This is a genomic window from Paenibacillus sp. ALE3 (assembly GCF_054113405.1).
On the sequence record NZ_CM134214.1, the window covers coordinates 5,422,372 to 5,447,905 of the forward strand.

The following is a 25,534-nucleotide window of genomic DNA, read 5'->3' on the forward strand; positions in this document are numbered from 1 at the left end:
AAGGCGGTAAGAAAATGAGTAAAACTAAAAAAGTTCTTATCGCCGTTTCCTTCCTTGTATTGGTATTCTCTCTCGCCAATATAGCGAGAATTTTCCTGTGGGGTTATGCCGATCAAGTGAAAATCGAAGAGTTAGCAAAAGTTTGGGAGGAACAATCGGACAAAGGAGGAGGGGAGACGATCCCCTCCCCTTTGATTACGAAAGCGAATGAGCCGGTCATGCTTCCCGAATTTCGAGAGCTTTACGAGAGAAACCCGGACATCGTCGGTTGGCTGAAGATTAACGGCACCCGAATTGAGTACCCGGTTATGCAGAATCCACAAGATGAGCAGTACTATCTCGATCATGATTTCGATAAAAAGAAGAGCAAACTCGGTCTCCCCTTTTTGGACGAGCACAGCCGAATCAACGGTTCCGATATTTTACTGATTCACGGACATCATATGAAAAACGGCTGGATGTTCAAAGATTTGATGAAGTATAAGCAAGAAAGCTTCTATAAGGAGCATGCTACGTTCCAGTTCAGTACACTTTATGAAAAGGAAGAGTATGAGGTTGTTGCCGTTATTCTGTCACAGGTTTATCGCAAATCAGATGATGTATTTAAATACTACCAGATTGAGAAAGTAAGTACGCCCGTCGAGTTCGATTCGTATGTTCAGAACATCCAAAAACTTGCTCTATATGAAACGGGTATAACCCCCCGTTATGGCGACAAGCTTATTGTACTGTCTACGTGTGAGTACTCGACCGAAAACGGTCGGTTAGCGGTGGTTGCCCGAAAGCTTAAATGACGATGTTGAAACATGGAGCCAAGCCTGGTTTATATCGCGTTCTCCCCTGGAGGACGCGATTTTTTTTACGCTTCTTTTGATCCAGTTTAGGTGCCCTTACTTTTTCCGATGGACCCGTTATGCTGAACCTTAGGCAAATTTTTGCTTGAGGTGGGCATAATAGATTCATTGTGTGTGAAAGGAAGGGGCTACACGACAAGGAAATGGATCTTCCCTATGTAATTTTACCTGAAGAACAAGCACCCAATGGTATAGAGCATTGTGAAATTTGCGAGCTATCCAAGCAGCGGAATCGTGTCATCTGGGGTGAAGGAAATCCGAAAGCTCCACTTATGATGATTCTGGATAATCCCGGAGCCCGGGAGGATCGGGAAGGAAATTCGTTTTTATGCGGTACCCGAGAAACACTACAATACGGCATGAGAGAGGCTGGGATAGACGTAAATGATGTTTATGTCACCTATTTGCTAAAATGCCGACCGATGCGTGCCTATAATAAACCCGAGGCTAGAGCGGCGTGTCTCCCTCATCTACAGATACAGCTTTTTCAGAAGCAGCCGCTTGTATTATTTGGATTTGGTAATGTCGTAGCGGGAGCCATATTTACAAATAAGGAGGGTGCCAGTGTCAAGGAGTTACGAGGCAGCTGGTATGAGTTGCAGGGTACGCCCATCAGCTTCACCTATCACCCGCTTGCAGTAAGAAGACGACCCAATTTATTTAGGTTCTTCGTAAAAGATTTAAAAGCTTTGAAGGAGAAGTGGAAAGAGATTCAGCTCAAGCAGGATATAGATTGACGAGAGCATTATAGAAGAGGGGCTGGTTGTGCCAGCCCCTCTTTCATTTCCTTTTCTCCAACTCTGTTTTTAAGCGCTTATTTCTAGGATTCAGGCAAGAAGTAGGTAGATTTAGGACAAACAATTTTTATAATGGAAATAAGATATATATTTTATGGGGCTAAGGGGCGAATGTCATGAAACCGAAGCAAGAGATAGAGGCGCTGACGGCAGAGATTGCCGATGTGGCTAGGACGTCCTTTCGCACTCTGTTTGAAAATGGCGAACGTTACTATTACTGCACGCTATTTACGACTGGAGAGGGACATGCGCCAAGCATCTCCGCCTGGTCATGGGAGGCCTTGGAGAGGGAAGCGGCCAGACAAGGAGAAGAAAGCGGCACGCCGGGATCAACGATTGCGGAACTCATCAAATGGTCCTATGCCGATTCACCCTACTGTTGTTTCAGGGATGAGAACTTCGATGATGTTAAACAATTGTTTATGGAGCGTCCTTCCATTGCGGAACTTGAAGCTGACGAATGGAATCGTGAATTTGATTCGAGGCTGAAGGCCATGGAGTTGGCGATGAAAAGGCTCGATGATGAAGGCATATTTGCCTTGAATCAACCGCGAGAGTCTGTATGCGTCCTTGTCGAGGTCATGCCGCCAGATGAGATCAATACCGAAATCGCCTTACGTTTGAATCGGGCGGAGTCTCCGGCTATGCAAGCATGGCTGGCGGAAGCGGCAGAGTAAGGGTATTCGCATTTAAGCACCTTGTTAAGTTTCTTGAGGGAGAGTTGTAAAATGCCTAATGAAAATCAAATGAATATTTTAGTTGAGAGAACAGACTGTATTCTTTATTATGCGGGATCGGATCTATCGAACGAACATAGTGCAGGCTGGATCGGTGGGAATGCACCTGAATGCTTTGATGATCAAGAAGACCTCATTCACGAAGGTAACCAAAAATATGTTTTTTACTTGAGCCTCGTCCATCCCTTTAAACCTGAGAGCATGATTTCGATCTTCATCCCTGAAGACTATGAGGAGTATTTGGAAAATAACATTTATCCTAATTGCTCGATCAAGGTGATTGAGCATCCCATTTCGACTGAAAGCGTTAAAGATATGTTTACTAACCCGGGACTTATAAAGCATACAATTTCAAACGGGGAACTAAGCCATGACGAAAAATCGATGGATCAGCCTTTTTTGATCAAAGTAGGCGGAAACCCGAGACTTATTCAAAATGAAGACTATTATTTTGCAAAGCTGAAGGAGGAATCATTCTCTTTTTTATTTCAGGTAGATGAAGATGGTTACCCCGAAACGTTGCTTCAAGAGGATTACAATTATCCTTTTGGTTTTGGATCACTATATATTTTCGCCAAAATGGGGATGACTGAGATACAATATCCAGTAGCAGGTTTTTGGCAATTCTCTTGATATAGCGTGGGGACCCTCGGGAGGACTTGAACGGCGGTGAGCCCATCAAACGATTTTCGGCGTGCGTATGCCCCATTCGCACAAGCAGGCAGCCCGCCCCTGGCGTAAACTGGATTATAATCAGTGAGCGAGGTGAACTTCCATGGCACAATCGAAAGAGATGCGTGCACGGGCTAAGAAGTTTCAGGGCCGTCCGGTCTGTGTCACCCTGCACAGCGGAGAGACTTACGTCGGCTACATCACTGACGTTAATCGTGGTGGGTTGGTACTTGCGAGTGCTGGAGCTCCCCCACGTGCTTCTTCCGGAAAGCAAGATTCCCGATCTCTCAAACGCAGAGCTGGTGCGCATGCCCCAGGCATCCGTCTCGGCAATCGGAGAAGCGGCGCAAGCAAACCATCTGGCCGTTCGCGCTCCCGCAAGCCGGATGCCAAGGTGTCGGCATTCCTACCGATGATGGGCTCGCTGTTCGGCGGACTTGGTGGACTTGGCGGTGCAACTGCGGGAGGGCTTGGAGGTATGCTCGGCGGCGGCCTACGGCTGTTCGGTATGATCCAGAAATTTGTCCCGGTTGTGAAGATGGGCTACGGTATGATCAAGTCCATTCGCCCGTTTCTCGGCGCCGTTAAAGGCTTGATGCCCTCGGCTAGTCCGACCACGCCGAATAACGAATAATCGTTAACCTGTGGACTTTAAGCTCCCTTTGAATGGTCAAAGGGGGCTAGTCCACAAACCATTATCACTACCACTGTCTAATCCAAATCGGTTTTAACTCGGAATAGCCCATTTCCTTTAGTGAATCCCAGGCATGATCCAGAACGTGAGGCTTCCCCTGGCCCCAAAGTTCTTGTCGTTTTGCTATCAAGTAAGAGATGATTTCAGCGATATGCTTGGGTTTACCCAGATGAATAACAGTTTCCATTCCATTAATTTGTGCTGAAATGTCATAAAAGGACCAAGAAGTGTGAGGCTCTTCTTCAGGAGGGTCTGCCTGGAAGATTAACGTAATCTTGATGTTTTTATTTTCTTTCGGAGATAGGTTTAAGATGAAGCTAGACCCGCCTGTATACCAATAAACGAATGCATAACCGTCAACCGTAATATTTCTTAATTGGCTTTTCATTATTTTCCCCCTCACTATATGTTGGTTAAAAGATGATCGGCACCTGCGAGCTCACCTTTGATTTAATTATGGCGTGGCAGAGCCTGAACATTACGAAATCGGATTTACGAGGAATCCGAAAAATGTAAAACGCTACTGATGTTCCGTTGTCAGTAGCGTTTTTGTATATTAGGAGTATTATTTTACTTTTTCTATTTAATCTTTTGAATTAGTGACTGATTGGCAACGTATAGTAATTAAATGCTTGATCCAACAAGGCACTGGCTTCTTGACGCTTCAAAAGCTGTTTGGAGCGGAAGTCTATGGAGCCGTCTACATTGATCTTGGTATTCGGGTCCATGATACCTTGGGAAACCAAAGCTGTGACTGCTTTAACTGCCCAAGCATCCGTTTCGCCACTCAATTTAACCTTAATTCCAGGCTCAACCTGTTTCAGGTTCTGGATCATTACCGCCGCCATTTGTCTAGTGATAGGAGAATTAGGCTGATAATTACGTAGTCCGGCCATCATCTGCTTCTTATTCGGTTCAATCATGAAAGGTTGTTTATACCACCCGTGGGCGCGCAGTAGCACTTCTGAGAATTCTCCCTGAGTCATCGTTCCTTTCGGATCGAAGAGGTTGGCTGACTTTCCGCTCATGACTTCCAAAGCATTAAGGTTGTTTATATATGAAATATATTTACTATCCGCAGGTACATCAGAAAATGGTGAATCAATGTTTACTTTTTGCGCATAAGCAACGAGGTCTGGGAGCTGCATGTAATACAAATATGCAATATGGCCTGCTTCATTTTTATTAAACGTCAATTTATTACCTGATTCATCTTCAAATAATAAAGGGTGGATCATTTTTAGTGTATGTTTGCCTGATGTTCCTGTCTCCATTATTAGTTTCCCGTCCGAATACGAAACCTTCGTCCTTAAGGCAGCGATACGCGTGTTTTGGTATAATCCCACGTAGTCTTGGGCCTGCTGCTTACTTAATGTCGCGTAGGTTGACTTTGGAACCTCTGATTTTCTCGGATAATAATGATTCATAAATTCTTCATATACGTCAAGACTCATCATGGAGTCGTTATTGTAGGACATGTACATCGCTGTATTCTTCTCGGGCAGAATAACAATCAAGGAAGAATGCCCTGTAACATTCCCTCCTTTTAGAATCACATGCTGATTATTCATCTTCTCTTTGAAGTAGCCTTCGAATCCAATTGTTGTAACCGGGAACTCCTTGTCAGGGAATAATTGGTATGTGTGCATTTGCTCTATGCTCTTTGGACTCACCACTTCTTTACCTTTGTACTTGCCTTTGTTCAGGTGCATAATGAGGTACTTTGCCATGTCATCTGCGGTTGAGACGATACCGCCTTCAGGTTTTTCCGTTGGTTTAAACCCGTCCAAGGGAATCAGTTCACCTGTTGGTCCATAGTGAGCAGCCATTCTGCTTAACAATTGGGGTGTAAACCGCACACTCGTCGAATTCATGCCTAACGGTTTGAAAATATTCTTTTCCATATATTTGGAATATGACATACCCGTTACGTTTGCTACTGCATATCCCGCTAGCATGAAACCAAAATTGTCATAAGTGTACGCTTCTCCTGGAGGCCTGACCACAGTTGGCATATTTGATGCAATGTACTTCTTCATTGGAAAATATTTGTCCGCGTATTCTGGATGCATCTCCATGAGAATATCTGGTTCATCAAATCCACTTGAATATGTAAGTAGATCAAACATCGTCAGTTTTTTTCCTGTTTTATTCGGAATCTTTATTCCTCCTAAATACTCTTGGATATCGTGTTTTAAATCCATTTTTCCTTTATCAACCAACTGCATAGCTGCCAATGCAGTGAATGACTTTGTAACAGAGCCGATTTGAAAAACGGTATTTTTATCAACAGGGATTTTTTTGCCTTTGTCGGCATACCCGTAACCTTTGCTTAGTATCACTTTCCCACCTGCGACGACCACAAAATTAGAACCCACGGTATTAAACTTTTTCATCTTGTCCGCAAAAACACCATCTGCAAAAGCCTCTAGTTCCTTGGCATCTCGCGGCCCCTCCAAGCTAGCCTTTTCAGATGCAACTGGTATGTTAACGGGTGCGGCAACTGACGCGCCGTTGGGTGCCATACATGCGGTAGTTATCGTAGTAGATAATAGTAGAACCGCGAGAATGGTGTAAATCATTTTTTCCATGAATGGTTTCTCCTTGAAATGTATTTTTGCCTTATTGTCCGGCAAAACCCAGTATGGCAAAGGATTTGTCATACCAACAAGTTACATTTCGTCACCCACCATACCAAATCACTCCAAAGTGTCATATGACAATTAGGCACTAGGTTTAAAGGGGCTATGAACCCCTTCAATTCAGTTTCTTCTTTACTGTCTCTCCTTCGATTAACACGGGCTGGTAATAGGTGTTGTTGCTTAGATCCTTTTTCCCTTGCAGTTTCTTAATTACCCAATCGGCGGCATCACGGCCCATTTGTTCCTGTGGGTGTGTCAATGTCGTGAGTTTGATGTTCGCATTTTTGGAAATATAGGAATTATCTTGACCAATAATGGACAAATCTTCGGGAACGGATATTCCAAGTTGTCTGCATACATGTACAACTTCTAATCCGACCTCGTCGTTATAGCAGACAATTGCGGTTAAATCGTCCCTTTGTTCGGTCAGGAATTTCTTCAAGTTGGTGGATAGGTCCTGCTTTGTCTCTGTATAGAATGAGAGCACTTGCTCTGGGTGAAACCGTAATTTGGCTTCTCCAAGCGCTTTGATATAGCCCTTCATTCGATACTTTCCTTGTAAATCGTCCATTTTGGCAATGATGCCAATCTGTGTGTGTCCGTTAGCGATCAATTCTTTGGTTGCCAGATAGCTGGACTGTACGTCATCAAGACAAAAGAAGGGCACTTCCAACTCTTCATAATAAGCATTAATCATGATGAATGGAACATCCTGTTCCTTGAACGTCAGGTAGTAAGCGATATTGGGATTATATAGATTGCTCTTTGTAGGCTCAATGATCAAACCGTCTACACCAAAGGACAACATCATCTCCAAAGCTTTCTTTTCCTGTGCGACATCATTATTGGTGCTCGCTAATAGTAATGAATAATTATCTTCATTTAATCTGGCTTCAATCCCGCGAATAATAGAGGGGAAGATGTAATCAGAGATGTAAGTCGTGATGACTCCAATGGTTTTATTACTGGAATTCCCACCGGTTTTTGATCGGAATTGGTTGCTGACATAGGTGCCAGATCCCTTTTCACTTCTTAAAAAACCCTCGTTGGATAGTTCTAAAATAGCCTTGCGAACCGTCTGGCGACTAACTTTATACTTATCCTGCAAAGCCAATTCCGTTGGAATTTGTTCTCCTACGCTGTATGCTCCTGAAAGAATGTTGCTTTTTATATCCTCAAGGATAACCTGATACTTTGGTTTCACTTTATTCCTTCTTTCCAAGTTGTTCTAATACTAATTGATGCATCCATAATATTTGTATGTACATATTCTAGCATAATTATGAGTTTATTATAATCTATTGTCCTATCTGTATAAATACTAAAGATAAAATAGAAAAATACTCGGTTCATCATACTATTTGTAGGCATAACTATGTTTTCGTGTTGACAAATGTACGCACAAAAAATATACTAAGGCTGTAAACAAAAGAAAGCGCCTTCTTTCATTATTGCAGTTATAACAGTTGTTCAGAGAGAGGAGTAACGTGAGCATGGATCAAGACATTAAACAAGCGATTACTAAGGGAGAAACCTCACTTGGTATCGAATTTGGATCCACACGTATCAAGGCAGTGCTGATTGATCATCGTTTTGAAACAATCGCATCTGGAAGCTATGAGTGGGAAAACCTCTTGGTAGACGGATATTGGACGTACAACTTAGAGACTATCATTACGGGTCTGCAAGAGGCTTATAGTGAAATGAAACAAGAGGTTGAACAAAAATATGGAGTCACCCTTCATACGGTTGGTTCTATAGGATTCTCTGCAATGATGCACGGATATATGGCTTTTGACAGCAAGGGTGAGTTGCTTGTTCCGTTCCGGACTTGGCGGAATGCGACAACCGGGGCTGCAGCAAAAGCTTTAACTGATAAATTCCAATTCAACATTCCTGAGCGATGGAGTATTGCTCACTTGTATCAAGCGATATTGAACGAAGAACAACACGTTCCTCATATTGATTTTATGACGACGTTGGCTGGATATATCCACTGGCTGCTGACTGGCAACAAAGCAATTGGTATCGGAGACGCTTCGGGTATTTTCCCTATTGATGAGACTACACATGATTATAACGAGTCGATGGTTAAGCAGTTTGATGAACTCATTGCAGCCAAAGGCTACGATTGGAAATTACAAGACATTATTCCTAAAGTTCATATCTCGGGCGAGCAGGCAGGTGTACTAACCGCAGCGGGAGCCAAAATCTTAGATAAATCTGGCGATTTACAACCAGGTATTCCGCTTTGTCCTCCAGAAGGTGATGCGGGAACAGGAATGGTCGCTACGAATAGTGTGAGAAAACGTACTGGCAACGTGTCTGTGGGAACCTCGGTTTTTGCGATGATTGTATTAGAGAAGGACCTTTCAGCGGTATATCCGGAGATTGATCTGGTGACCACACCGAATGGTAATCCAGTCGGAATGGTTCATGCCAACAACTGCTCAAGTGATCTCAATGCTTGGCTGGGCTTGTTCCGTGAATTCTATGAGGCCATGGGGCAAAAGGCAGATCCGAATCAATTATTCAGCGTGTTGCTGAACAAGGCCCTGGAAGCAGATCCAGATGGCGGCGGCTTACTTAGCTACGGCTATTTGTCAGGAGAAAACATCACCGGAATAGAGAAAGGCCGGCCATTGTTTGTCCGTTCTCCTGAGAGCCGTTTCAATTTGGCCAATTTCATGCGCACTCATCTGTTCACTGCGTTTGCTGCTTTGAAAATCGGGATGGATATTTTGACGAAGAAAGAAAATGTCGCAATTGACAGCATTCTGGCCCACGGTGGTTTATTCAAAACCCCTATCGTTGGACAAAAAATTGTCGCGGCAGCTATGGATGTTCCGGTATCCGTGATGGCAACAGCTGGAGAAGGCGGAGCGTGGGGTATGGCTATTCTGGCTTCTTACATGATGAACAAGGATCAGCAAGAAAGTCTGGAAGACTTCCTCGACCAAAAAGTATTCAGAGATGTTGAGGGACAAGAAATTCATCCCAACGGTTCCGATGTTAAGGGATTCGAAACATTCCTAGAACGCTACACACAAGGCCTGGCGATTGAGCAGGCTGCAGTAGATAATCTAGTGGAAAACTGGAGGAATTGACGTGTTAGAGCAGCTGAAAGAAGAAGTATTTCAAGCCAATCTGGATTTGCCTAAACATGGACTCGTGAAATACACCTGGGGTAACGTAAGCGCGGTTGATCGTGAGCGTAGCTTATTCGTTATCAAACCGAGTGGTGTTAGTTATGACACGATGAAACCTAGCGATATGGTAGTTGTTGATTTTGAAGGCAATGTTGTTGAAGGAGAGATGAGACCTTCATCGGATACACCGACTCATGCCGTACTTTACAAGCACTACGCAGAGATCGGCGGTATTGTGCATACGCATTCGACTTGGGCGACGATTTGGGCTCAAGCAGGCCTGGATGTACCTGTAATGGGGACTACTCATGCAGACACCTTCTATGGTTCTGTTCCCTGTGCTCGTTTCCTGACACAAGAGGAGATTGATCGTGGCTATGAAGCCGAAACCGGCCGTGTCATCATCGAAACTTTTGAGCAGCGCGGGCTGGATATTTTAGCAGTGCCAGGTGTCCTGCTTAAGGGTCACGCTCCCTTCACTTGGGGGAAAGATGCGAAATCCGCAGTTATGAATAGTGTCGTGTTGGAAGAAGTTTCGAAAATGAACTTATTCGCACGGGAATTGAATCATTTTGCTGAAGAATTGCCGCAGCGTATTCTAGATAAACACTATTTGCGCAAACATGGGAAAGACGCTTACTACGGACAAAAATGAGACCAACTAAACTAACAAACGAAGAAAAGAGGATGAATGTTATGTCGACAGTAGGTACAAAACAGTTCTGGTTTGTCGTAGGTTCACAACATCTGTATGGAGAAGAAGCATTAGCAGAAGTCAAAGCACACGCACAAGAAATGACCGATGCCCTAAATAGAAGCGGCGTTCTGCCTTATCCGCTAGTATTGCAGGATCTGGCGGTTAGTGCAGACAAAATCACCAGCCTTATGAAAGAAGTCAACTATCGCGACGAGGTTGCTGGTGTCATCACGTGGATGCATACCTTCTCACCTGCAAAAATGTGGATTCGTGGTACTAAATTGCTGCAAAAGCCGCTGCTTCATTTGGCTACACAGTATAATGAAAGCATTCCTTGGGCTACGATTGATATGGACTTCATGAATCTCAATCAGGCAGCTCATGGTGACCGTGAATATGGATTTATCAACGCCCGCTTGAAGAAACAGAATAAAGTGGTTGTAGGTTACTGGGAACGCGCAGAAGTGCAAAAGCAAATCGCAGAGTGGATGGATGTAGCGGTTGCTTATAATGAAAGCTTCAATATCAAAGTTGCCCGCTTCGGCGACAACATGCGTAACGTTGGTGTTACGGAAGGTGATAAGGTTGAAGCCCAAATTCAATTTGGATGGACCGTTGACTATTTCGGAATTGGCGACCTTGTTCAGTACGTCAATGCTGTGAAGGAAGAAGAAATTGATGCTTTGTTCGCGGAATACTCCGAACTCTATGAATTTGATTATGGTACTTATAGCAAGGAAGCTTGGGAATCCAGCGTAAAAGTGCAAGCAAGCTATGAAATTGCTATTAAGCGATTCCTGGATGATGGCGGCTATACTGCCTTCACTACGAACTTTGAAGACCTTTATGGTATGAAACAGCTTCCTGGTCTTGCCGTTCAACGTCTGATGGCACAAGGATACGGATTTGCTGGTGAAGGCGACTGGAAGACTGCAGCGCTCGATCGCTTGCTTAAAGTCATGAGCCATAACCAATCCACTGGCTTTATGGAAGACTACACCTATGAATTAGCAGCTGGTCAGGAATCGATCCTTCAATCCCATATGCTTGAAGTTGACCCAACGTTGGCAAGCAACAAGCCTAAAATCATCGTGTCTCCGTTAGGTATCGGCGATCGTGAAGATCCAGCCCGTCTGGTATTTGACGGTAAGGCAGGAGACGGTGTAGTTGTTTCCATGGCTGACTTTGGCACCCATTATAAACTGCTGATCAATGAGGTTACTGCATTTGAACCAACAGTTCCTGCTCCAAAACTTCCAGTGGCTCGTGTACTGTGGAACGTGAAGCCAAACTTCCAAGATGGAGTTAAAGCATGGATTGAGAACGGTGGCGGTCACCATACCGTGGTTTCCTTGAATCTAACCACAGACCAAATTGTTACTTATGCAAAACTGGTTAACCTGGAATACGTAATAATTAAATAATTATAGTTCATCGATAAAAGCATTGGGTCAGTCCTCAAGACCCAATGCTTTTTATTGTTTCTCAGAGGATTTTTAATTCATAAGGATGTGATACTATGGCGAATTTACCAGCTACGGAAACGAAATTGGTTATCGTTGAAGGCAACCTCACATCCGTGAGACGATTGAGCGAGTGAAAACGATGAGGTCTCCAGAGTGGCTGGATTTTGTGATTTGGTACCATACAGAGCATAATTATGGAAAGAATAAAGGGCTGCACGGATATGAAGGATATATTCAGTTCCTTGAGCATCGACGTGAGCTAGAATTGCGCATTATTGAGCAACTTCCTTTTCAATCCTTTATACTGGATAACTCCAGTTGTGACTGGGAAAATCAACAACAGACCGTTTCAAACATCATGATGAAGTATTTATAATTACGGGAAACGATCGTTTAATTAGAGAGGGCCATCCTATAAGGGATGGCTCTAAACTTGCTATAGGTTTTTCACAACTTCAATCGAACAAAGTAACCATTTGCAGCAATACCGGCACTTATATATAGAATTTGCATACAGAGGAGGTGCAAGAGGTGCAGTGTTGGATTGAGGAAGCTCGGCTAGGCGATCAAAATGCTTGGAAGCAGATCGTGCAGCATTTCAGTGGGATGGCTTTTTCAGTAGCATATACGAGGTTGGGGGACTGGAGTCTGGTAGAGGATACAGTTCAGGAGGCGTTCGCTGAGGCTTTTGCCAATCTCCATAAATTACAGGAGGCAGAGGCGTTCCCTGGATGGTTCAAGATCATTGTCGACCGTCAATGTCATCGTCTTCTGCGCCGCAAGAAGCCCACGATGATGCCGTTGGACGAAACTATAGTAATGGATGTAGAGAAATATGATGTGGAACTCATCGCAGAGAGAAGGGAATGGCATCAAAAGCTCCATCAATCCGTCGAGGGTTTATCTAACAAGTTAAAACTGGCAGTTCAGCTATACTATTTTCAGGGGTATTCGATCGGTGAAATATCAAGCTATCTAAGCGTATCTCCATCCGTGCTGAAAAAACGGTTGTTTGATGCCCGCAATAAGCTGAGAGCTTCGCTACTTGTCACCGACTTTGTATCCATGTTTAACGATATTTATGAAGGAGGAGAGTCAGTGCTACATATAGTTAACGGAGATCATGTCGGTGACAAGCTGAGGAAAGGGAACATTCGTGGAGATATCTTGGTCTGGAGAGAAGTGTATCCGGTAGGTCCAGTTTCCCTTGAAATGAGTGAGCACTCATCGAGAGCAGCTAGAGTGGAATATTTAGAGAAAACTCTCGGTATCCCAGGGGAAGACTATGTGTCCAATTGCAAGACTCAGGAGCAGGTTCTGCATAACTTTCATAAGTATGACGAAGTCGTGCTATGGTTCGAGCACGATTTGTTCGACCAGCTTATGCTAAGCTACTTGCTGTACTGGTTTTCGACGCAGACCTTAGGTCAAACCAAACTAAGCTTGCTGTGTATTGGCAACTACCCAGGTATTGATCCGTTTAGGGGCCTGGGACAGCTTACAACAGAGCAACTAGAAAAATTGTCAGGCACGTGGCAGCAGATCGGTCAGCAGGAGCTTGAGACGGGCAAAAGAATCTGGGAAGCATATGCCTCCCCGGATATAACGCGGCATATTGATATTTTGCATGAAGACACATCTGCGCTGCCTTTTGCTCATGCGGCACTTGAACTGCACCTATCTCGTCTACCTTCCACCATCAATGGGCTGGGTATCGTAGAGCAGACAACTCTGGAACTCATCCAGCAAGGAGTAAATACTCCACAAGAGTTGTTTAAGCAGATCGGAAACCGAATAGGTGATCTAGGAATGGGTGATTTGGAATTTTGGTATCGTTTAAGGAGTATGTCGGAACGACCACATGCACTATTAGAGGTTCAAGGGCCACATTCATTTCCTGATAATCAAAAGAAATTAACGTCTTCCTTTGACCAATGTGTTATTGCCTTAACGAAGGTAGGGAGGAATACAGCGGCGGGAGCACATGACTGGGTGAAGATGAAGGGAATAGACGAGTGGTACGGTGGTCTGTGGCTGCAAGGTGATTTGCCATGGCGCTGGGATTCAGGGAGAAAGCAGTTGGTGTATACGGACACCTTATTGTAAATGACAGCAGGTTCTGGATGTGGAGCGGGCTTAGTTTATATCAAAAGCCCAGCCACATCCTGATACCCCATACTAACCAACAATTCATTACCATTTAGCTCATGCACTTTCTTTACTGTCACATCTAACTCCATACCAAGTATATATTGCAACACTTCAGCAACATACTTAGGTTGGTTAAGATTAATAGAATATTGTTTACCCTCTTTCATCACCCGTAATCCCTCATTCAAAGGGCTACCAGTGACAATTGTATCTTTAGTAGTAAACAGAATTATAAATTTTATATCTTTATTTTCAGAAATAATAGTCAACTTGGATCTACAGTAAATATCTCTGACCGTTCTATAATTCCACAAATACGTATTTCCACTAACTACTATTCTCCTCATAGCACTCTAGTCTCCATTCCTACAAGGATGGCAGAATCATTGCGGATTCTGCTTCTTTAGCATTTCAGTCCGGAAGCCGTTCTACCTGACAAAAAGAAAATGTTTCAAAAATAGTCCAGGTCATGGGGTATCTTCGCCACCTGTCCCTTATTTTACTTGATTTCTACGCATTGTACAGTTGGCGTACGGGTCCTAGATGAATCACGTGTTAATTCTTGAAATCCCACATAACAATTCCTGGTTATTCATATACATAAACTGTTGATTTAATTATTGGGAAGCTGTAATCCACGGGAGTAACAAAAACAGCTAGGTTTCTTATAAAAAAACTGAGTTCAATTCTTATTTTCGCGAAGAAAATTCTCACTTTTTAGCAGAAATGATTTATAATTATCAGATAAAAGTAGATATAATTTTTAAATGATTATATTTAAGTTATAATGGAGATAGAAAAGGTATGTTCCTGAGTGGAGCCTTGCTTCTTGAGTCAGTTAAGCAGGAGGGCCTGCTCTTTTTTGCAAATATAAGAGATAAGGAAGGTTTTTATGAATAGTATTCAGAAAAATACAGACGTTATCTTAATTGGTGCCGGGGTCATGAGCGCGACTCTGGGATCATTGCTGAAAGAGTTAGCACCGGAATGGGAAATTAAAGTGTTTGAGAAACTGGCAAGTGCAGGAGAAGAAAGCTCTAACGAATGGAATAATGCAGGCACGGGTCATGCTGCACTGTGCGAGCTGAACTACACATCCGAAAAATCAGACGGATCTGTAGATATTCGTAAAGCGGTTAATATCAACGAACAGTTTCAGCTCTCAAGACAGTTTTGGTCTTTTCTTGTCAACAGTAATTTGATTCGTAATCCACAGGACTTTATCAGGCCAATACCCCATATGAGTTTGGTAATGGGTGAAAAAAACGTATCTTTTTTAAAAAAGCGCTTTAAAGCGCTTTCAAGTGTTTCCCTGTTTCAAGGCATGGAATTTTCCGATGACCCTGAAAAGCTAAAGGAATGGATTCCGCTGATTATGGAAGGTCGTACATTGAATGAACCAATTGCGGCAACCAAAATCGACTCTGGAACAGATGTCAACTTTGGTGCTTTAACACGCATGTTGTTTGACCATTTAAAAAGCAAAAATGTCGAGATTAAATACAAGCATAGTGTAAAGGATATTAAACGTGCGAGCGACGGCTCGTGGAGAGTCAAAGTGCATAATCTGGATAACGGAAAAATCGAATATCATACTGCCAAATTCGTTTTTATCGGTGGTGGTGGCGGAAGTCTACCTTTACTGCAAAGAACCGGCATTCCTGAGTCCAAATATATCGGGGGATTCCCGGTAAGTGGACTATTTATGGTATGTAACAATCCTAAAGTGGTCGCCCAACATCATGCAAAAGTATACGGTAAAGCGAAGGTTGGTGCTCCTCCCATGTCTGTCCCGCATCTGGATACAAGATACATCGGTAACCAAAAAGCACTGCTGTTTGGACCATTTGCCGGCTTCTCACCAAAGTTCTTGAAAACGGGTTCAAACTTGGACCTGATTGGTTCCGTAAAACCCAATAACCTCATTACGATGTTGGCGGCAGGGGCAAAAGAGATGGCATTGACCAAATACCTGATCCAGCAAGTGATGTTATCGAATGAAAAGCGTTTGGAGGAACTACGCGAGTTTATTCCCAACGCCAAAATCGAGGACTGGGGGATCGTGGTAGCAGGCCAACGTGTGCAGGTGATCAAAGATACGGAGGGCGGTAAAGGAACTCTTCAATTTGGTACGGAAGTGGTTAGTTCCGCTGACGGCTCGGTGGCTGCATTGCTTGGAGCTTCTCCGGGTGCCTCTACTGCTGTTCACGTTATGCTGGAGGTATTAGAGAAATGCTTCCCACAGCATATGGAAGAGTGGGAACCAAAAATAAAAGAGATGATCCCTTCTTATGGGATGTCACTAGCGGAAAACCCAGAGCTTTACCAAGAAATTTATAATACCACAACAGAAGTGCTGGGTCTGGGCGAAAAAGAACCGCTGCATCGTTAATTTTTACATGGCTAGTAAATTCGACCATCCAAATATTTTTAATAAAATACACAGTAATCTTACGATACGTATTCAAGTCGTATAAGCGACAACGCAAGCGGTGGGAAGCTCCCCACCGCTAAAATGATTGTTTACGAGTGCAAAACTTTGTAATGCTTCTGTGTTTATCGGTGTCTGCTATAGTGACTGCAGTAATTATGGAACGGGTTATAAAGGGAAAAACAAATAATTCTTTACCGATCGTTCCCAATATGTTAGGATAAAGCCAGACAGAGAAGAAAAACATATGCGATGACCAATGTAGAACGATCGTTTCCAAAAGGTCGATCCATTTAATCCAGACATATTCTAAGTGGTCAGGGGGTAGATAGAATGGCCAGAAGCAAAGAATTTGAAGAAAACGTTGTTCTGGAAAAGGCGATGAAGCTGTTCTGGGAGCAAGGGTATGAGAAAACCTCGATGAATGATCTTGTCGAACATATGGGGATTCATCGAAGAAGTATCTATGATACCTTTACCGACAAGCATACCTTGTTCCTCAAAGTGATGGACCGATTCGGAGAGCGTATTAACGGTAGGTGGGCAGTAGGCATCAAGCAATCTCGGACGGCTAAGCAGGCACTTCAGTTCATTTTTGACTCCATCATTAACGGTGAAGAGGACGTACCGCCCGGCTGCATGTTCGTGAATTCGGCTGTTGAATTAGCGATTCGGGATGAGGACATTGACGAGATAGCGACGAAGGCCTTTGCAAAATCGGAGAAAATGCTTGCAGAAATCGTAACGTGGGGACAGCAAAACGGCGAGTTTACACAACAGTACGAAGTGAAGGAGTTGGCTGAGTATCTGCAAAATGCCTTAGCGGGGCTCAGGGTTATGGTGCGGACTTCCGTTCCGAAAGAAAAGCTGCAACGGATAGCTGAGTTAAATCTACGCATTTTAGAGACATAGACGATAACCGAAGACAAATTTTTTTTATGGTTTTAGAACGATCGTTCTCATAAACTTTGAAATAACAAAGGAGAGTTAGTATGAAAACATTAATCATTGTTGCACATCCAGATTTGCAAAGTTCCCGAATGAATCGAGCCTGGACGGAAATCATGAGGCAGCAGCCTGAAACGACCGTACATGTGCTGTATGAAGCCTATCCTGACCAGCAGATTAATGTCAGCCGTGAACAAGCTTTGTTGGACAGCCATGATCGAATCATTTTCCAGTACCCGCTCTATTGGTATAGTACGCCGCCATTATTGAAGCAGTGGTTTGATGAAGTGCTGACTTTCGGATGGGCTTTTGGACCCGGCGGGGAGCACTTGAAGGGCAAGGAAATTGGCATCGCCATCTCGACGGCAGGAACTGCAGCCTCGTATCAGCCCGGCGGCTACAACCTGTTCACGATTCGGGACATCGCGAAGCCGATGGAGGCGCTGGCCAACTATGTGAGTGCCCACTATCTGCCGCCTTTTGCTATCCATAATGCGAACCATGTGACGGATGAGCAGATTACCGCGAGCCAGGCTGCATATGTCCAGCATCTGGCGACCGTGCGTCATGTCCAAACATCTGATTTGATCACAATCAATAAATAAAAATCGAGGAGGAAATGAATCGTGACAAATAAAATCGCATTAATTACCGGAGCAAGCAAAGGAATCGGACTGGAGGTTGCTAGACAACTGGGGCAGCAAGGTATAACGGTATTAGTCGCTGCACGTACCAAAACAGCAGCAGATGAAGCAGCCGCCGGGTTGTTGCAAGAAGGCATTCAGGCAGTCGGCGTGAAGCTCGAGGTGACGAATTCTGCACATATCGCAGAATTGGCCCAATTCATCGAAGATACTTACGGACGGCTGGACATATTGGTCAACAATGCGGGCATTTTGGCAGAAAAAGCGGGTTATGACGGGGATGCTTTCAGAGATACTTTTGAGGTGAACACGTTCGCACCCTATTTGATTACAGAAGCACTGTTGCCGTTACTGCTAAAGAGCAAAGCAGGCAGAATAGTCAACCAAAGCAGCGCTATAGGCTCGATTCAGTTCCAGTTGACCAATGAACGGGTGCAGCGTCTTGCTACCCCGGCTTATGCGGCATCTAAAGCAGCTTTGAATATGCTGACGGCCTACTGGGCGCAAAAAAATAGCGGGACACATCTGAAGGTCAATTCCGTACACCCCGGCTTAGTCAAAACACAAATGGGTGGGGAAAAGGCGGAGCTGTCGGTGGAGGATGGAGCAAAAACGGCGGTCCGACTGGCAACCCTGCCGGAAGAGGGTCCAACAGGCGGATTCTATTACATGGATGATCAGCTTCCGTGGTAAAGCTTTATGTATTGAAAGAAAAAGATTTATATGACATCGTAACAGCAATTATCAATTCGTGTATGGTGAGTGCAGACTGATTGGTCATACCGAAAGATTTGCTCTAGAATTATAATTAATGGGAGGTTTCAGGAATTACGAGAACAAAATGATATCCTTTAAGGAGGCTATTTTGGAAACTTTCATTTACATGGTGAGACATGGCGAGTCACCAAAGACGGAAGGAAATGAAAGAACAAGAGGTTTAACGGATAAAGGTAAATCAGATGCTTATCGAATAACTGAATTATTGAAGGGAGAGGGGATCGAGGTTTTCGTTTCAAGTCCATATCAACGAGCAATTCTGACCATTCAAGAGCTGGCTCGGCGTTCAGGACAAGAAGTTTTGGTATTCGAAGATCTTAAAGAAAGGATCTTTTTGAATGAAGACCACCGAATGCCCGATGCGGAATTATTTCCTTTGTTAGATAAGTCATTTTCTGATCCAAACTTTGCTTTACAGGGAGGAGAGTCTAATACGGTTTGTCAGAACCGAAGTATAGCAGTTCTAAAAGAATTGTTAAAAACCTATCGAGGACAGAAAGTTGCATTAGGCACTCATGGGGCTGTAATGGCTTTAATGATGGGGTATTATGACAAGCAGTACGACTTGAAATTTCTACTACACACATCCAAACCAGATGTATACAGAATGAAGTTCAACGGTCAGGAGTTAATAGAAGTTAAAAGATTGTGGTATACGCCGTAATGTTACGAGAGAAATAGGTACGAAAACGTTGCTCAAAGAGAGACCGTCCTTAGTACAGGATAGTCTCTCTTCAAAACCTTTCTGTAACATCTATTACGATGAAGCATTAAGCAAATCCTCAGCTATTTTAACCAAATCATCTTTGGTCAGCGGGCTGTCCTGGTTATCGGATATGTTGTAGTGTAAATGTCTTTTTTCATCGAGCCATCCCAGTCGGTTTTTTCCTGCTTCCAAGGGCCTGCTTGCTTCACTTGCCCTGATGTAATAGACCTTGGTTCCTTTGATTGTCAATTGCTCAGCCGAATCCTGTTCATTTTGCATGATGGTTGTCTTTGTGACTTCAGGAGTGTATTTGGTGACGGTAATGTTTACATAGTCGTTTCCTCTCGCATACCGGGCAAAGGAGGAGTCTGATTTGTTCCATCTCAGCTTTTGAATAAACAGATTTTCACCCTTCGGTGCAGCTTTGGCCTGTTGCATCAGTTTATCGGTTAAAGCTCGATATTCCTTTTTATCCATCATCCCAGGATATGCAGCGATTGGATAGACGTATCCGAATTCAAACTGATAGCCATCCGGTAGATGAGTGAGGTTGCTGAATAATGGAGCCTCAGTACGCTTGATTTCATCTTGTAAGCTGTTGAAACTTGAAAGTTCTGCCGGTTTGTACGCAAACAGGGCCAGATTAGATAGGTTGTTTTGATTCATAGAATCGTCTTTGACGTAATAAGCGGCATACTCTCCTGGTTGCAAACGGTTCTTCACCTCTTCGTTCCACCGTGTGTAGGTGGAGGAATACGTTTTGGAGGCGTCCGTTTCGGCAGGTGTTTTGGCGGTATTTAATACAACGTCGCCCTTACTGTTGCGGAATTCAAGATATTGTGAAGCTGCGTATCCGGTCACAGAGGCACCTACAACAAAAAGCAAAATCATGATGGGGACGGTGATGCGAGGCTGGAAATGGATTTTTCCTATATTCCCCTTTTTGAGCGTCGCCTTTTGGTAGACCTGTTCCATCACTTTGTCAGAGACGTCAAAAGCCTGGATTTTTAAGGCATTCTCTGGCTCGGTTAGCTTGTCCATATTTTTGAATCCCCTGTCTTGCAGATCGGTGTATTTCAGGCTTTGTTTTTGAGTTCTGTTTTGTAACTCACGCATTTGTGATCCTCCTTTAGGGGCTCCATTATTTTTTTGAGCTTTATTTTTGTTCTGCCGTATTTTTTCTTGATAGCCTCCTCGCTTTTGTTCATGATTTCCCCGATTTCTCCAAACGTTCTCTCTTCAAAAATGCGCAGCACCAGCAGGTTACGCTCCTCCGCGCTCAGTTGGTCCAACGCTCGGCTCAGTGGTTCACTGAAAAGCTGACGTTCCATAACCTGTGCTGCACTGTCTGAAGCCATGTTAGTTGAGGTGAACAGGCTAAGTTTAAATTTGCGCTGTAGATTCTTCCTGCGAATCAGGTTCAGGCAGTGATGATAGGCCATTTTATACAGCCAGGAGGAGAAGCCCACTGTCGGCTTGTACCTGCTAATTTTCTCAAAAGCATTGACGAAAATATCCTGCACAGCCTCTTCCGCCTCCTGCTCACTTCCTAATAGCCTCCAGCAGTACACAAAAATCTGACGCTGATACTCCTTTACAATGTAGGCGTAATCCTGGATCTCGCCAGCTTGAACTTGTTTGATTCTGTATTCGATTTCCTCATTCAAAGATGTAGGCACCCCCTCTGATCAAAAAGAAAATTATATCTGTATAACAAACGAAGATGACCGAAAGGGACACTTTGTCTAAAAATTTTTTAAGTGTTCTATCAACTCTCTAAGAGAATACGATAAAGCAGAACAATTATCACCCACGTGGTTAGTTTTATAGAGTTAAAGGTATATTGTGGAAGTGAGGGGATGGTAAAATGAAATTAAGATATTCCAGTAATAGTAGGCCCATCTCGTAAATAAATAGGAGAGGACACAGTTTCTAATGAATGAAAATGCTAAGAAATATAATTTTGATAATGTGATGCTTTACCTTCATGATCAAATGAAGCTGCTACCTAACTTAGAATCAAAATATATTGGATTAACCATGCCATTTCCTCGACAAGCTGCGCTACGAAGTAGGATTATTGAAAGTATTGAGACATTGAAAGCATACGATGAGGACGTTTGTATTGCTGTTCATTTTAATCAATCTGATGCTGGGACTATTGAATATAAGAAAATAGTTTTTATAGGAACGGATTATTTGCATCTAAAGAAAATCGCTGATTTTATGAAAAGACAAGACATTAAACTGGATATCAAAGACACCTGTATACTCTATAGAGAATGTACTGCTGACTTGAATATAAATTTAAAAGGCAATCATTCCAGAATAACAAGTTTAAATGACTTATTTGCTGGAGTTGAAATTCATATTGATCATTTAGAGGCTGGAATGGGATATCAATATGAAAATAAACAAGTGAAAGAAGATATTATTCATTATTGCTGTCATAAAGACGATGAGGAAGGTAAGGAGCTTGGATACCAATTATTTGTAAAATCGTTGAATTACTTCTCCAGGAGATTATTAGCTGAAGGATTTGTATTAGGGTATCCTGCTGTAGATTCAAAAATTAAAATAATGAAGGCCTCTTGTTCAATGTGTTTTTATCGAGATTATTATTACATTAATGGAGCACATGTATCGCTCAAAACCGCTATGCTTGAGGCAGATTGGCAAATATGCGAACCATTGATGCAGGTCCATATGACCTGTAACAAGCTATATTTCGAAGGGAACTCCTTTTTTAGAGAGGTAGAAAATCTATATATACTCAAAGACGAAGATGATTGTAAGCTGTCTTTTAAATCTAGACTTTCCACAATCATAGGTGTTCTAGAAGAGATGTATGATCACAAACAGGATGTTTTGGACTTCCATATGGAATTGGACAGCTATGTGCCAGTTGAAGATGTTACTCAGTTAAAAGAGAAATTCAAAGTGATTAATAATATCGATAAATGGAAAGATGAATTAGAGGAGCAAGAGATGAACTCGGCCATCCCGCCTGTATAGCTTACGAAAGCCATCGGCCGTACTGAACGGGATTGCCTCACTCTTTTTTATACAGCGTACCTTCTACTTATGACCTTTGCGTACCTTTAAAAGCTTGCCCTTTACGGTAGTATTCTTCATAATCTCAAGCACCAGTGGGCCCTTGCCATTCAGAATCTCAACATCTGTCACATTATCCAGAATCGTAATGATCCCGATATCATCTGCCGTTACCCCATCCAGCTTAGCGATGGTGCCCACAAAGTCGACAGCTCTAAGTTTTTTCTTCTTACCGCCATTAAAATTGAGCTTCATAATTTGTTGGTTTAATTGCTCGCGCTTGTCGTTTTTGAGTACAGTTTTTACATGTAGTTTCCGCTCAAAATCTTCTCTGTGAAGATCAACAGCCTCTTCTGAGGGAGCCTTTATTTGCGGAATTGCAAATCCAATATATGCTTCGATATCAGCTAATCGCTTGCTATCTTTAGGAGTGATTAGAGTAATGGCTTTCCCCGTTTTGCCAGCTCGTCCTGTACGTCCTGTACGATGAACATAGCTTTCTTTTTCAAGGGGAATATCGTAGTTGATGACATGGGTGATATTCGTGATATCAATCCCTCTGGCGGCTACATCAGTTGCGATCAAGTAACGGAATTGTCCCCTTCTGAATGCGTTCATTACCTCAAATCGCTCATCTTGCTCCATGCCGCCATGGATGCGATCACATGGATATTCGAGGTCAGCCAATGCTCTGAATAGTGTATCTACATGCTCCTGCGTACGACAGAAAATGATGCAGCTGTCAGGGTTCTCAACAATGAGCAGATCCTGTAGCAGAGCCAGCTTGTCCGCCTCCCGCACCTGAATAAGAGAGTGATCAATCGTGGCTGTGGTTACACCTGTCGCCTTAATCTCAATTTCCACAGGATCGTTCATATATTTACGTGACAGTTTGGCTACATCTTCGGGAAAAGTAGCGGAAAACAACATCGTAACCCGGTCATTAGGCAGTGCCTGAATAATCGACTGAACCTGCTCAATGAAGCCCATATTCAGCATCTCGTCAGCTTCATCAATCACGAGATAGGCAATTCGATTTAAGGATAGCGTGCCTCGTTCAATATGGTCTAGTACACGTCCGGGCGTACCTACAGCCACATGTGTCCTTTGTTTTAGCTCGGCCTTTTGTATATGAAAAGGATGTTTCCCATAAAGAGGCGTTGCTTTTATCCGCTTAAAGCGTCCAATATTCGTGATGTCTTCAGTAACCTGTAATGCGAGTTCACGGGTTGGTGTCAGGATTAAAGCTTGGGGTTTATTCTCATTCCAATCTACTAGCTCACACAGTGGAATACCATATGCTGCTGTTTTGCCGCTGCCTGTTTGCGATTTGGCCACAAGATCCTTCTTCTCAAGCGCAACGGGAATAACCTCCGTTTGGATTTCTGTTGGCGTCTCATAGCCCAGGCTATTCAGAGCCCTCACAATTTCTTCACTTAATGGGTAATCTGCAAAATGCTTCTGACTCATTCTCAACCTCTTCTGCACTGTATTTAAGTACCATTACATATATCATGTCATCGTGTATCGAACTTATACTCAACCAGTATACTCTATTCCAGCTACACTCTAATACATATCAGCGATTAACTTGCTGTTTTCCAGTAAGGCAACTATACTTTTTCTGAGACGAAAAAACACAGTCTGGTTGGTAGTCCAGGCGCATGGACGACTCTATAATTGAAGAGTGCCATGTCAGTAACCTTCCCCCTCGGGATGTCCATCGTTTCGATTTAAAATGAGGGGGATTCAAATGAAGCTTACGATTTATCATGATGGACAGTATTGGGTTGGAGTCGTGGAGGAGCAGGACCAAGGGAAATTGAAGGCAGCCAGGTACATTTTTGGGACAGAGCCTAAAGACGAAGAAATTCTCCATTTTATCCGTGAGGAAATGTGGGAACTTGTTAGTCGGCTTTCACAAGAGGTGGCTATAAAGTGGTCCGAAACGAAGAAGGTCAATCCGAAGCGGCTAGCAAGGCAGGCAGCGTATGAATTAAGGCGGAAGGGAGTCTCTTCCAACGCACAAGAGGCTTTAAAGTTAGAGTATGAGAAGCGCAAGTTGGAGAAACGTACCTACTCTAAACAGCAAAGGGAATCTATGAAGGCACGGATAAGGGAATTAAAGGAGAAAAAAGCGAAGGAAAAACATCGCGGACATTAATAAAACCTCCATCCTTATCCGCAATTGTAACGCATGTTTTATCTCGGCATATGTGAAAACATGTGTTACACACAAAGGGCACCCGACTGGGTGCCCTTTAAACTGTCGTATAGAGATTGGTATCCGCTAAAATGAATGACTCCAAATTACTTAAGCAGTGTCAGTGTTACTTCTATTGTATTATCAATAAATGATCGCTCTGGACGAGACTTTATCATGACGGTCAGACCAATTAACGATACAACTAATGCCTGTGATACAGCCTTTGCATCTAGTCCGATCTCAAGCTCACCTGATTGTATCCCTCGTTCAATGGTTTCTTGAAAAATGACTGCTAGGTACATTTGATGCTCCCTTGTAAGAATTTCAAACTTCTCATCATGGGGCGCAAGTTCAACCATTGTATTAATGCAAAAGCATCCTTTTCTAGGATTTTCCGCATACTCCTCTTCAACCACACCCTCAAAAAAAGTACGAAATGCTTCTTTTACAGATGGAATGCTTTGAAGTTTGGTTCGGATCAGAGAAGCACGGGACATCGTGTATTTGCGTAGCGCGGCTTCGAACAATTCTTTTTTGCCCCCAAAAGTGGAATATATACTGGGGCGTTGAATTTCCATTCTGGAAGTTAAATCACTTAATGAGGTGGCTTCATATCCCTTTTCCCAAAATATTTGCATAGCTGCATCTAAAACTTTCTCTTCGTCAAATTCGCGGATTCGTCCCATAACAATACCTCTCGTTACTCATGATTTTATTCTTAATGGCTCCATGTATCTGATTATAATGTTCAGTGACATTCATTTGATTACCAATTGGTACGTTATTATCTTATAATTAGTCCTTAAAATTGTCAAATGAAGGTTGGTCTTTCCCGAAAAGAGGAGGTGAATATGAAAGAATAATCAAAGTGGATTTACTATGATTGTTGACAGTATTCTTTTTTGTGAG

Annotated in this window: 25 protein-coding genes; 17 read left to right on the forward strand and 8 right to left on the reverse strand. The window is 43.2% G+C overall.

The window, feature by feature from the left end; translation table 11 throughout:
- Positions 1 to 14: 14 nt before the first annotated feature.
- The 5 genes from ACXHJ2_RS24345 (at position 15) to ACXHJ2_RS24365 (ending at position 3,694) form a co-directional block, all read left to right on the forward strand.
- A complete protein-coding gene (locus ACXHJ2_RS24345; protein WP_165082203.1) occupies positions 15 to 794 on the forward strand; it encodes a class B sortase in 780 nt (259 codons plus the stop codon).
- Between the two features lie 203 nt (positions 795 to 997).
- Entirely contained in the window at positions 998 to 1,591 is a 594-nt protein-coding gene (locus tag ACXHJ2_RS24350) for a uracil-DNA glycosylase (RefSeq protein WP_165082201.1), read from the forward strand.
- Positions 1,592 to 1,767: 176 nt separating this feature from the next.
- On the forward strand, positions 1,768 to 2,328 hold the full coding sequence (locus ACXHJ2_RS24355) for a DUF4303 domain-containing protein (RefSeq protein WP_165082199.1): 561 nt from the start codon (positions 1,768 to 1,770) through the stop codon (positions 2,326 to 2,328).
- A 51-nt stretch (positions 2,329 to 2,379) separates the two neighbouring features.
- Positions 2,380 to 3,021 carry a hypothetical protein gene (locus ACXHJ2_RS24360; protein ID WP_165082197.1) on the forward strand — a complete coding sequence of 214 codons (642 nt, stop codon included), beginning with the start codon at positions 2,380 to 2,382 and terminating at the stop codon, positions 3,019 to 3,021.
- A 142-nt stretch (positions 3,022 to 3,163) separates the two neighbouring features.
- Positions 3,164 to 3,694: a hypothetical protein gene (locus tag ACXHJ2_RS24365; RefSeq protein ID WP_165082195.1), complete on the forward strand. Its 531-nt coding sequence runs from the start codon at positions 3,164 to 3,166 to the stop codon at positions 3,692 to 3,694.
- 67 nt (positions 3,695 to 3,761) lie between these two features.
- Here ACXHJ2_RS24365 and ACXHJ2_RS24370 read toward each other — a convergent pair whose 3' ends face one another.
- The 3 genes from ACXHJ2_RS24370 to ACXHJ2_RS24380 all read right to left on the reverse strand — a co-directional run bounded on the left by ACXHJ2_RS24370 (position 3,762) and on the right by ACXHJ2_RS24380 (position 7,600).
- Complete coding sequence (locus tag ACXHJ2_RS24370; protein WP_165082193.1) at positions 3,762 to 4,142, reverse strand: hypothetical protein; 381 nt, start codon at positions 4,140 to 4,142, stop codon at positions 3,762 to 3,764.
- 208 nt (positions 4,143 to 4,350) lie between these two features.
- Positions 4,351 to 6,345, reverse strand: a complete 1,995-nt coding sequence (locus ACXHJ2_RS24375) for a serine hydrolase (protein ID WP_165082191.1) — start codon at positions 6,343 to 6,345, stop codon at positions 4,351 to 4,353.
- Positions 6,346 to 6,511: 166 nt separating this feature from the next.
- Positions 6,512 to 7,600, reverse strand: a complete 1,089-nt coding sequence (locus ACXHJ2_RS24380) for a GntR family transcriptional regulator (RefSeq protein WP_013373855.1) — start codon at positions 7,598 to 7,600, stop codon at positions 6,512 to 6,514.
- A 289-nt stretch (positions 7,601 to 7,889) separates the two neighbouring features.
- Between ACXHJ2_RS24380 and ACXHJ2_RS24385 the strand changes: the two genes are divergently transcribed.
- From ACXHJ2_RS24385 to ACXHJ2_RS24405, 5 genes are all read left to right on the forward strand, one after another.
- A complete protein-coding gene (locus ACXHJ2_RS24385) occupies positions 7,890 to 9,503 on the forward strand; it encodes a xylulokinase (RefSeq protein WP_165082189.1) in 1,614 nt (537 codons plus the stop codon).
- Between the two features lies 1 nt (position 9,504).
- The gene (locus ACXHJ2_RS24390; protein ID WP_165082187.1) at positions 9,505 to 10,200 is read left to right on the forward strand and encodes an L-ribulose-5-phosphate 4-epimerase; all 696 of its coding nucleotides are present in this window, start codon (positions 9,505 to 9,507) and stop codon (positions 10,198 to 10,200) included.
- A gap of 41 nt (positions 10,201 to 10,241) precedes the next feature.
- The gene (gene araA, locus ACXHJ2_RS24395) at positions 10,242 to 11,666 is read left to right on the forward strand and encodes an L-arabinose isomerase (RefSeq protein ID WP_165082185.1); all 1,425 of its coding nucleotides are present in this window, start codon (positions 10,242 to 10,244) and stop codon (positions 11,664 to 11,666) included.
- Between the two features lie 172 nt (positions 11,667 to 11,838).
- Entirely contained in the window at positions 11,839 to 12,084 is a 246-nt protein-coding gene (locus tag ACXHJ2_RS24400) for a P-loop NTPase family protein (protein WP_238791071.1), read from the forward strand.
- Positions 12,085 to 12,239: 155 nt separating this feature from the next.
- Positions 12,240 to 13,814, forward strand: coding sequence for a sigma-70 family RNA polymerase sigma factor (locus ACXHJ2_RS24405; RefSeq protein WP_165082183.1), 1,575 nt, complete (start codon positions 12,240 to 12,242; stop codon positions 13,812 to 13,814).
- Between the two features lie 35 nt (positions 13,815 to 13,849).
- Here ACXHJ2_RS24405 and ACXHJ2_RS24410 read toward each other — a convergent pair whose 3' ends face one another.
- Positions 13,850 to 14,128, reverse strand: a complete 279-nt coding sequence (locus ACXHJ2_RS24410; RefSeq protein ID WP_457874405.1) for a hypothetical protein — start codon at positions 14,126 to 14,128, stop codon at positions 13,850 to 13,852.
- Positions 14,129 to 14,751: 623 nt separating this feature from the next.
- Here ACXHJ2_RS24410 and ACXHJ2_RS24415 point away from each other — a divergent pair.
- The 5 genes from ACXHJ2_RS24415 to ACXHJ2_RS24435 all read left to right on the forward strand — a co-directional run bounded on the left by ACXHJ2_RS24415 (position 14,752) and on the right by ACXHJ2_RS24435 (position 19,323).
- Positions 14,752 to 16,251, forward strand: coding sequence for a malate:quinone oxidoreductase (locus ACXHJ2_RS24415; RefSeq protein WP_165082179.1), 1,500 nt, complete (start codon positions 14,752 to 14,754; stop codon positions 16,249 to 16,251).
- A 372-nt stretch (positions 16,252 to 16,623) separates the two neighbouring features.
- Positions 16,624 to 17,202, forward strand: a complete 579-nt coding sequence (locus tag ACXHJ2_RS24420; protein WP_137079558.1) for a TetR/AcrR family transcriptional regulator — start codon at positions 16,624 to 16,626, stop codon at positions 17,200 to 17,202.
- 80 nt (positions 17,203 to 17,282) lie between these two features.
- Positions 17,283 to 17,843 carry an NAD(P)H-dependent oxidoreductase gene (locus tag ACXHJ2_RS24425; RefSeq protein WP_165082177.1) on the forward strand — a complete coding sequence of 187 codons (561 nt, stop codon included), beginning with the start codon at positions 17,283 to 17,285 and terminating at the stop codon, positions 17,841 to 17,843.
- 21 nt (positions 17,844 to 17,864) lie between these two features.
- Entirely contained in the window at positions 17,865 to 18,575 is a 711-nt protein-coding gene (locus tag ACXHJ2_RS24430) for an SDR family oxidoreductase (protein WP_142612689.1), read from the forward strand.
- A gap of 172 nt (positions 18,576 to 18,747) precedes the next feature.
- Positions 18,748 to 19,323, forward strand: coding sequence for a histidine phosphatase family protein (locus tag ACXHJ2_RS24435; protein WP_165082175.1), 576 nt, complete (start codon positions 18,748 to 18,750; stop codon positions 19,321 to 19,323).
- 93 nt (positions 19,324 to 19,416) lie between these two features.
- Here the strand turns inward: ACXHJ2_RS24435 and ACXHJ2_RS24440 are convergent, their stop codons facing one another.
- Both ACXHJ2_RS24440 and ACXHJ2_RS24445 read right to left on the reverse strand, forming a co-directional pair.
- On the reverse strand, positions 19,417 to 20,481 hold the full coding sequence (locus tag ACXHJ2_RS24440) for a DUF4367 domain-containing protein (RefSeq protein WP_165082173.1): 1,065 nt from the start codon (positions 20,479 to 20,481) through the stop codon (positions 19,417 to 19,419).
- Positions 20,442 to 21,032 carry an RNA polymerase sigma factor gene (locus tag ACXHJ2_RS24445; RefSeq protein ID WP_165082171.1) on the reverse strand — a complete coding sequence of 197 codons (591 nt, stop codon included), beginning with the start codon at positions 21,030 to 21,032 and terminating at the stop codon, positions 20,442 to 20,444. The genes ACXHJ2_RS24440 and ACXHJ2_RS24445 overlap by 40 nt, the downstream gene beginning before the upstream one ends.
- A gap of 268 nt (positions 21,033 to 21,300) precedes the next feature.
- On the opposite strand from ACXHJ2_RS24445, the gene ACXHJ2_RS24450 reads away from it, so the two are divergent.
- On the forward strand, positions 21,301 to 22,380 hold the full coding sequence (locus ACXHJ2_RS24450) for an elongation factor G (RefSeq protein ID WP_238791070.1): 1,080 nt from the start codon (positions 21,301 to 21,303) through the stop codon (positions 22,378 to 22,380).
- A gap of 63 nt (positions 22,381 to 22,443) precedes the next feature.
- On the opposite strand, the gene ACXHJ2_RS24455 is transcribed toward ACXHJ2_RS24450, so the two are convergent.
- On the reverse strand, positions 22,444 to 23,889 hold the full coding sequence (locus ACXHJ2_RS24455) for a DEAD/DEAH box helicase (RefSeq protein WP_165082169.1): 1,446 nt from the start codon (positions 23,887 to 23,889) through the stop codon (positions 22,444 to 22,446).
- Positions 23,890 to 24,172: 283 nt separating this feature from the next.
- Here ACXHJ2_RS24455 and ACXHJ2_RS24460 point away from each other — a divergent pair, with 283 nt between their 5' ends.
- Entirely contained in the window at positions 24,173 to 24,583 is a 411-nt protein-coding gene (locus ACXHJ2_RS24460; protein WP_019689041.1) for a YjdF family protein, read from the forward strand.
- 146 nt (positions 24,584 to 24,729) lie between these two features.
- On the opposite strand, the gene ACXHJ2_RS24465 is transcribed toward ACXHJ2_RS24460, so the two are convergent.
- A complete protein-coding gene (locus tag ACXHJ2_RS24465) occupies positions 24,730 to 25,311 on the reverse strand; it encodes a TetR/AcrR family transcriptional regulator (protein ID WP_016324915.1) in 582 nt (193 codons plus the stop codon).
- Positions 25,312 to 25,534 lie beyond the last annotated feature (223 nt).

Excerpts from the sequence above, each read along its gene's own strand:
- ACXHJ2_RS24345 (WP_165082203.1), top strand. The coding sequence starts at position 15 with ATGAGTAAAACTAAAAAAGTTCTTATCGCCGTTTCCTTCCTTGTATTG.
- ACXHJ2_RS24350 (WP_165082201.1), top strand. The coding sequence starts at position 998 with ATGGATCTTCCCTATGTAATTTTACCTGAAGAACAAGCACCCAATGGT.
- ACXHJ2_RS24355 (WP_165082199.1), top strand. The coding sequence starts at position 1,768 with ATGAAACCGAAGCAAGAGATAGAGGCGCTGACGGCAGAGATTGCCGAT.
- ACXHJ2_RS24360 (WP_165082197.1), top strand. The coding sequence starts at position 2,380 with ATGCCTAATGAAAATCAAATGAATATTTTAGTTGAGAGAACAGACTGT.
- ACXHJ2_RS24365 (WP_165082195.1), top strand. The coding sequence starts at position 3,164 with ATGGCACAATCGAAAGAGATGCGTGCACGGGCTAAGAAGTTTCAGGGC.
- ACXHJ2_RS24370 (WP_165082193.1), bottom strand. The coding sequence starts at position 4,142 with ATGAAAAGCCAATTAAGAAATATTACGGTTGACGGTTATGCATTCGTT.
- ACXHJ2_RS24375 (WP_165082191.1), bottom strand. The coding sequence starts at position 6,345 with ATGGAAAAAATGATTTACACCATTCTCGCGGTTCTACTATTATCTACT.
- ACXHJ2_RS24385 (WP_165082189.1), top strand. The coding sequence starts at position 7,890 with ATGGATCAAGACATTAAACAAGCGATTACTAAGGGAGAAACCTCACTT.
- araA (WP_165082185.1), top strand. The coding sequence starts at position 10,242 with ATGTCGACAGTAGGTACAAAACAGTTCTGGTTTGTCGTAGGTTCACAA.
- ACXHJ2_RS24415 (WP_165082179.1), top strand. The coding sequence starts at position 14,752 with ATGAATAGTATTCAGAAAAATACAGACGTTATCTTAATTGGTGCCGGG.
- ACXHJ2_RS24420 (WP_137079558.1), top strand. The coding sequence starts at position 16,624 with ATGGCCAGAAGCAAAGAATTTGAAGAAAACGTTGTTCTGGAAAAGGCG.
- ACXHJ2_RS24425 (WP_165082177.1), top strand. The coding sequence starts at position 17,283 with ATGAAAACATTAATCATTGTTGCACATCCAGATTTGCAAAGTTCCCGA.
- ACXHJ2_RS24440 (WP_165082173.1), bottom strand. The coding sequence starts at position 20,481 with ATGCGTGAGTTACAAAACAGAACTCAAAAACAAAGCCTGAAATACACC.
- ACXHJ2_RS24450 (WP_238791070.1), top strand. The coding sequence starts at position 21,301 with ATGAATGAAAATGCTAAGAAATATAATTTTGATAATGTGATGCTTTAC.
- ACXHJ2_RS24455 (WP_165082169.1), bottom strand. The coding sequence starts at position 23,889 with ATGAGTCAGAAGCATTTTGCAGATTACCCATTAAGTGAAGAAATTGTG.
- ACXHJ2_RS24460 (WP_019689041.1), top strand. The coding sequence starts at position 24,173 with ATGAAGCTTACGATTTATCATGATGGACAGTATTGGGTTGGAGTCGTG.
- ACXHJ2_RS24465 (WP_016324915.1), bottom strand. The coding sequence starts at position 25,311 with ATGGGACGAATCCGCGAATTTGACGAAGAGAAAGTTTTAGATGCAGCT.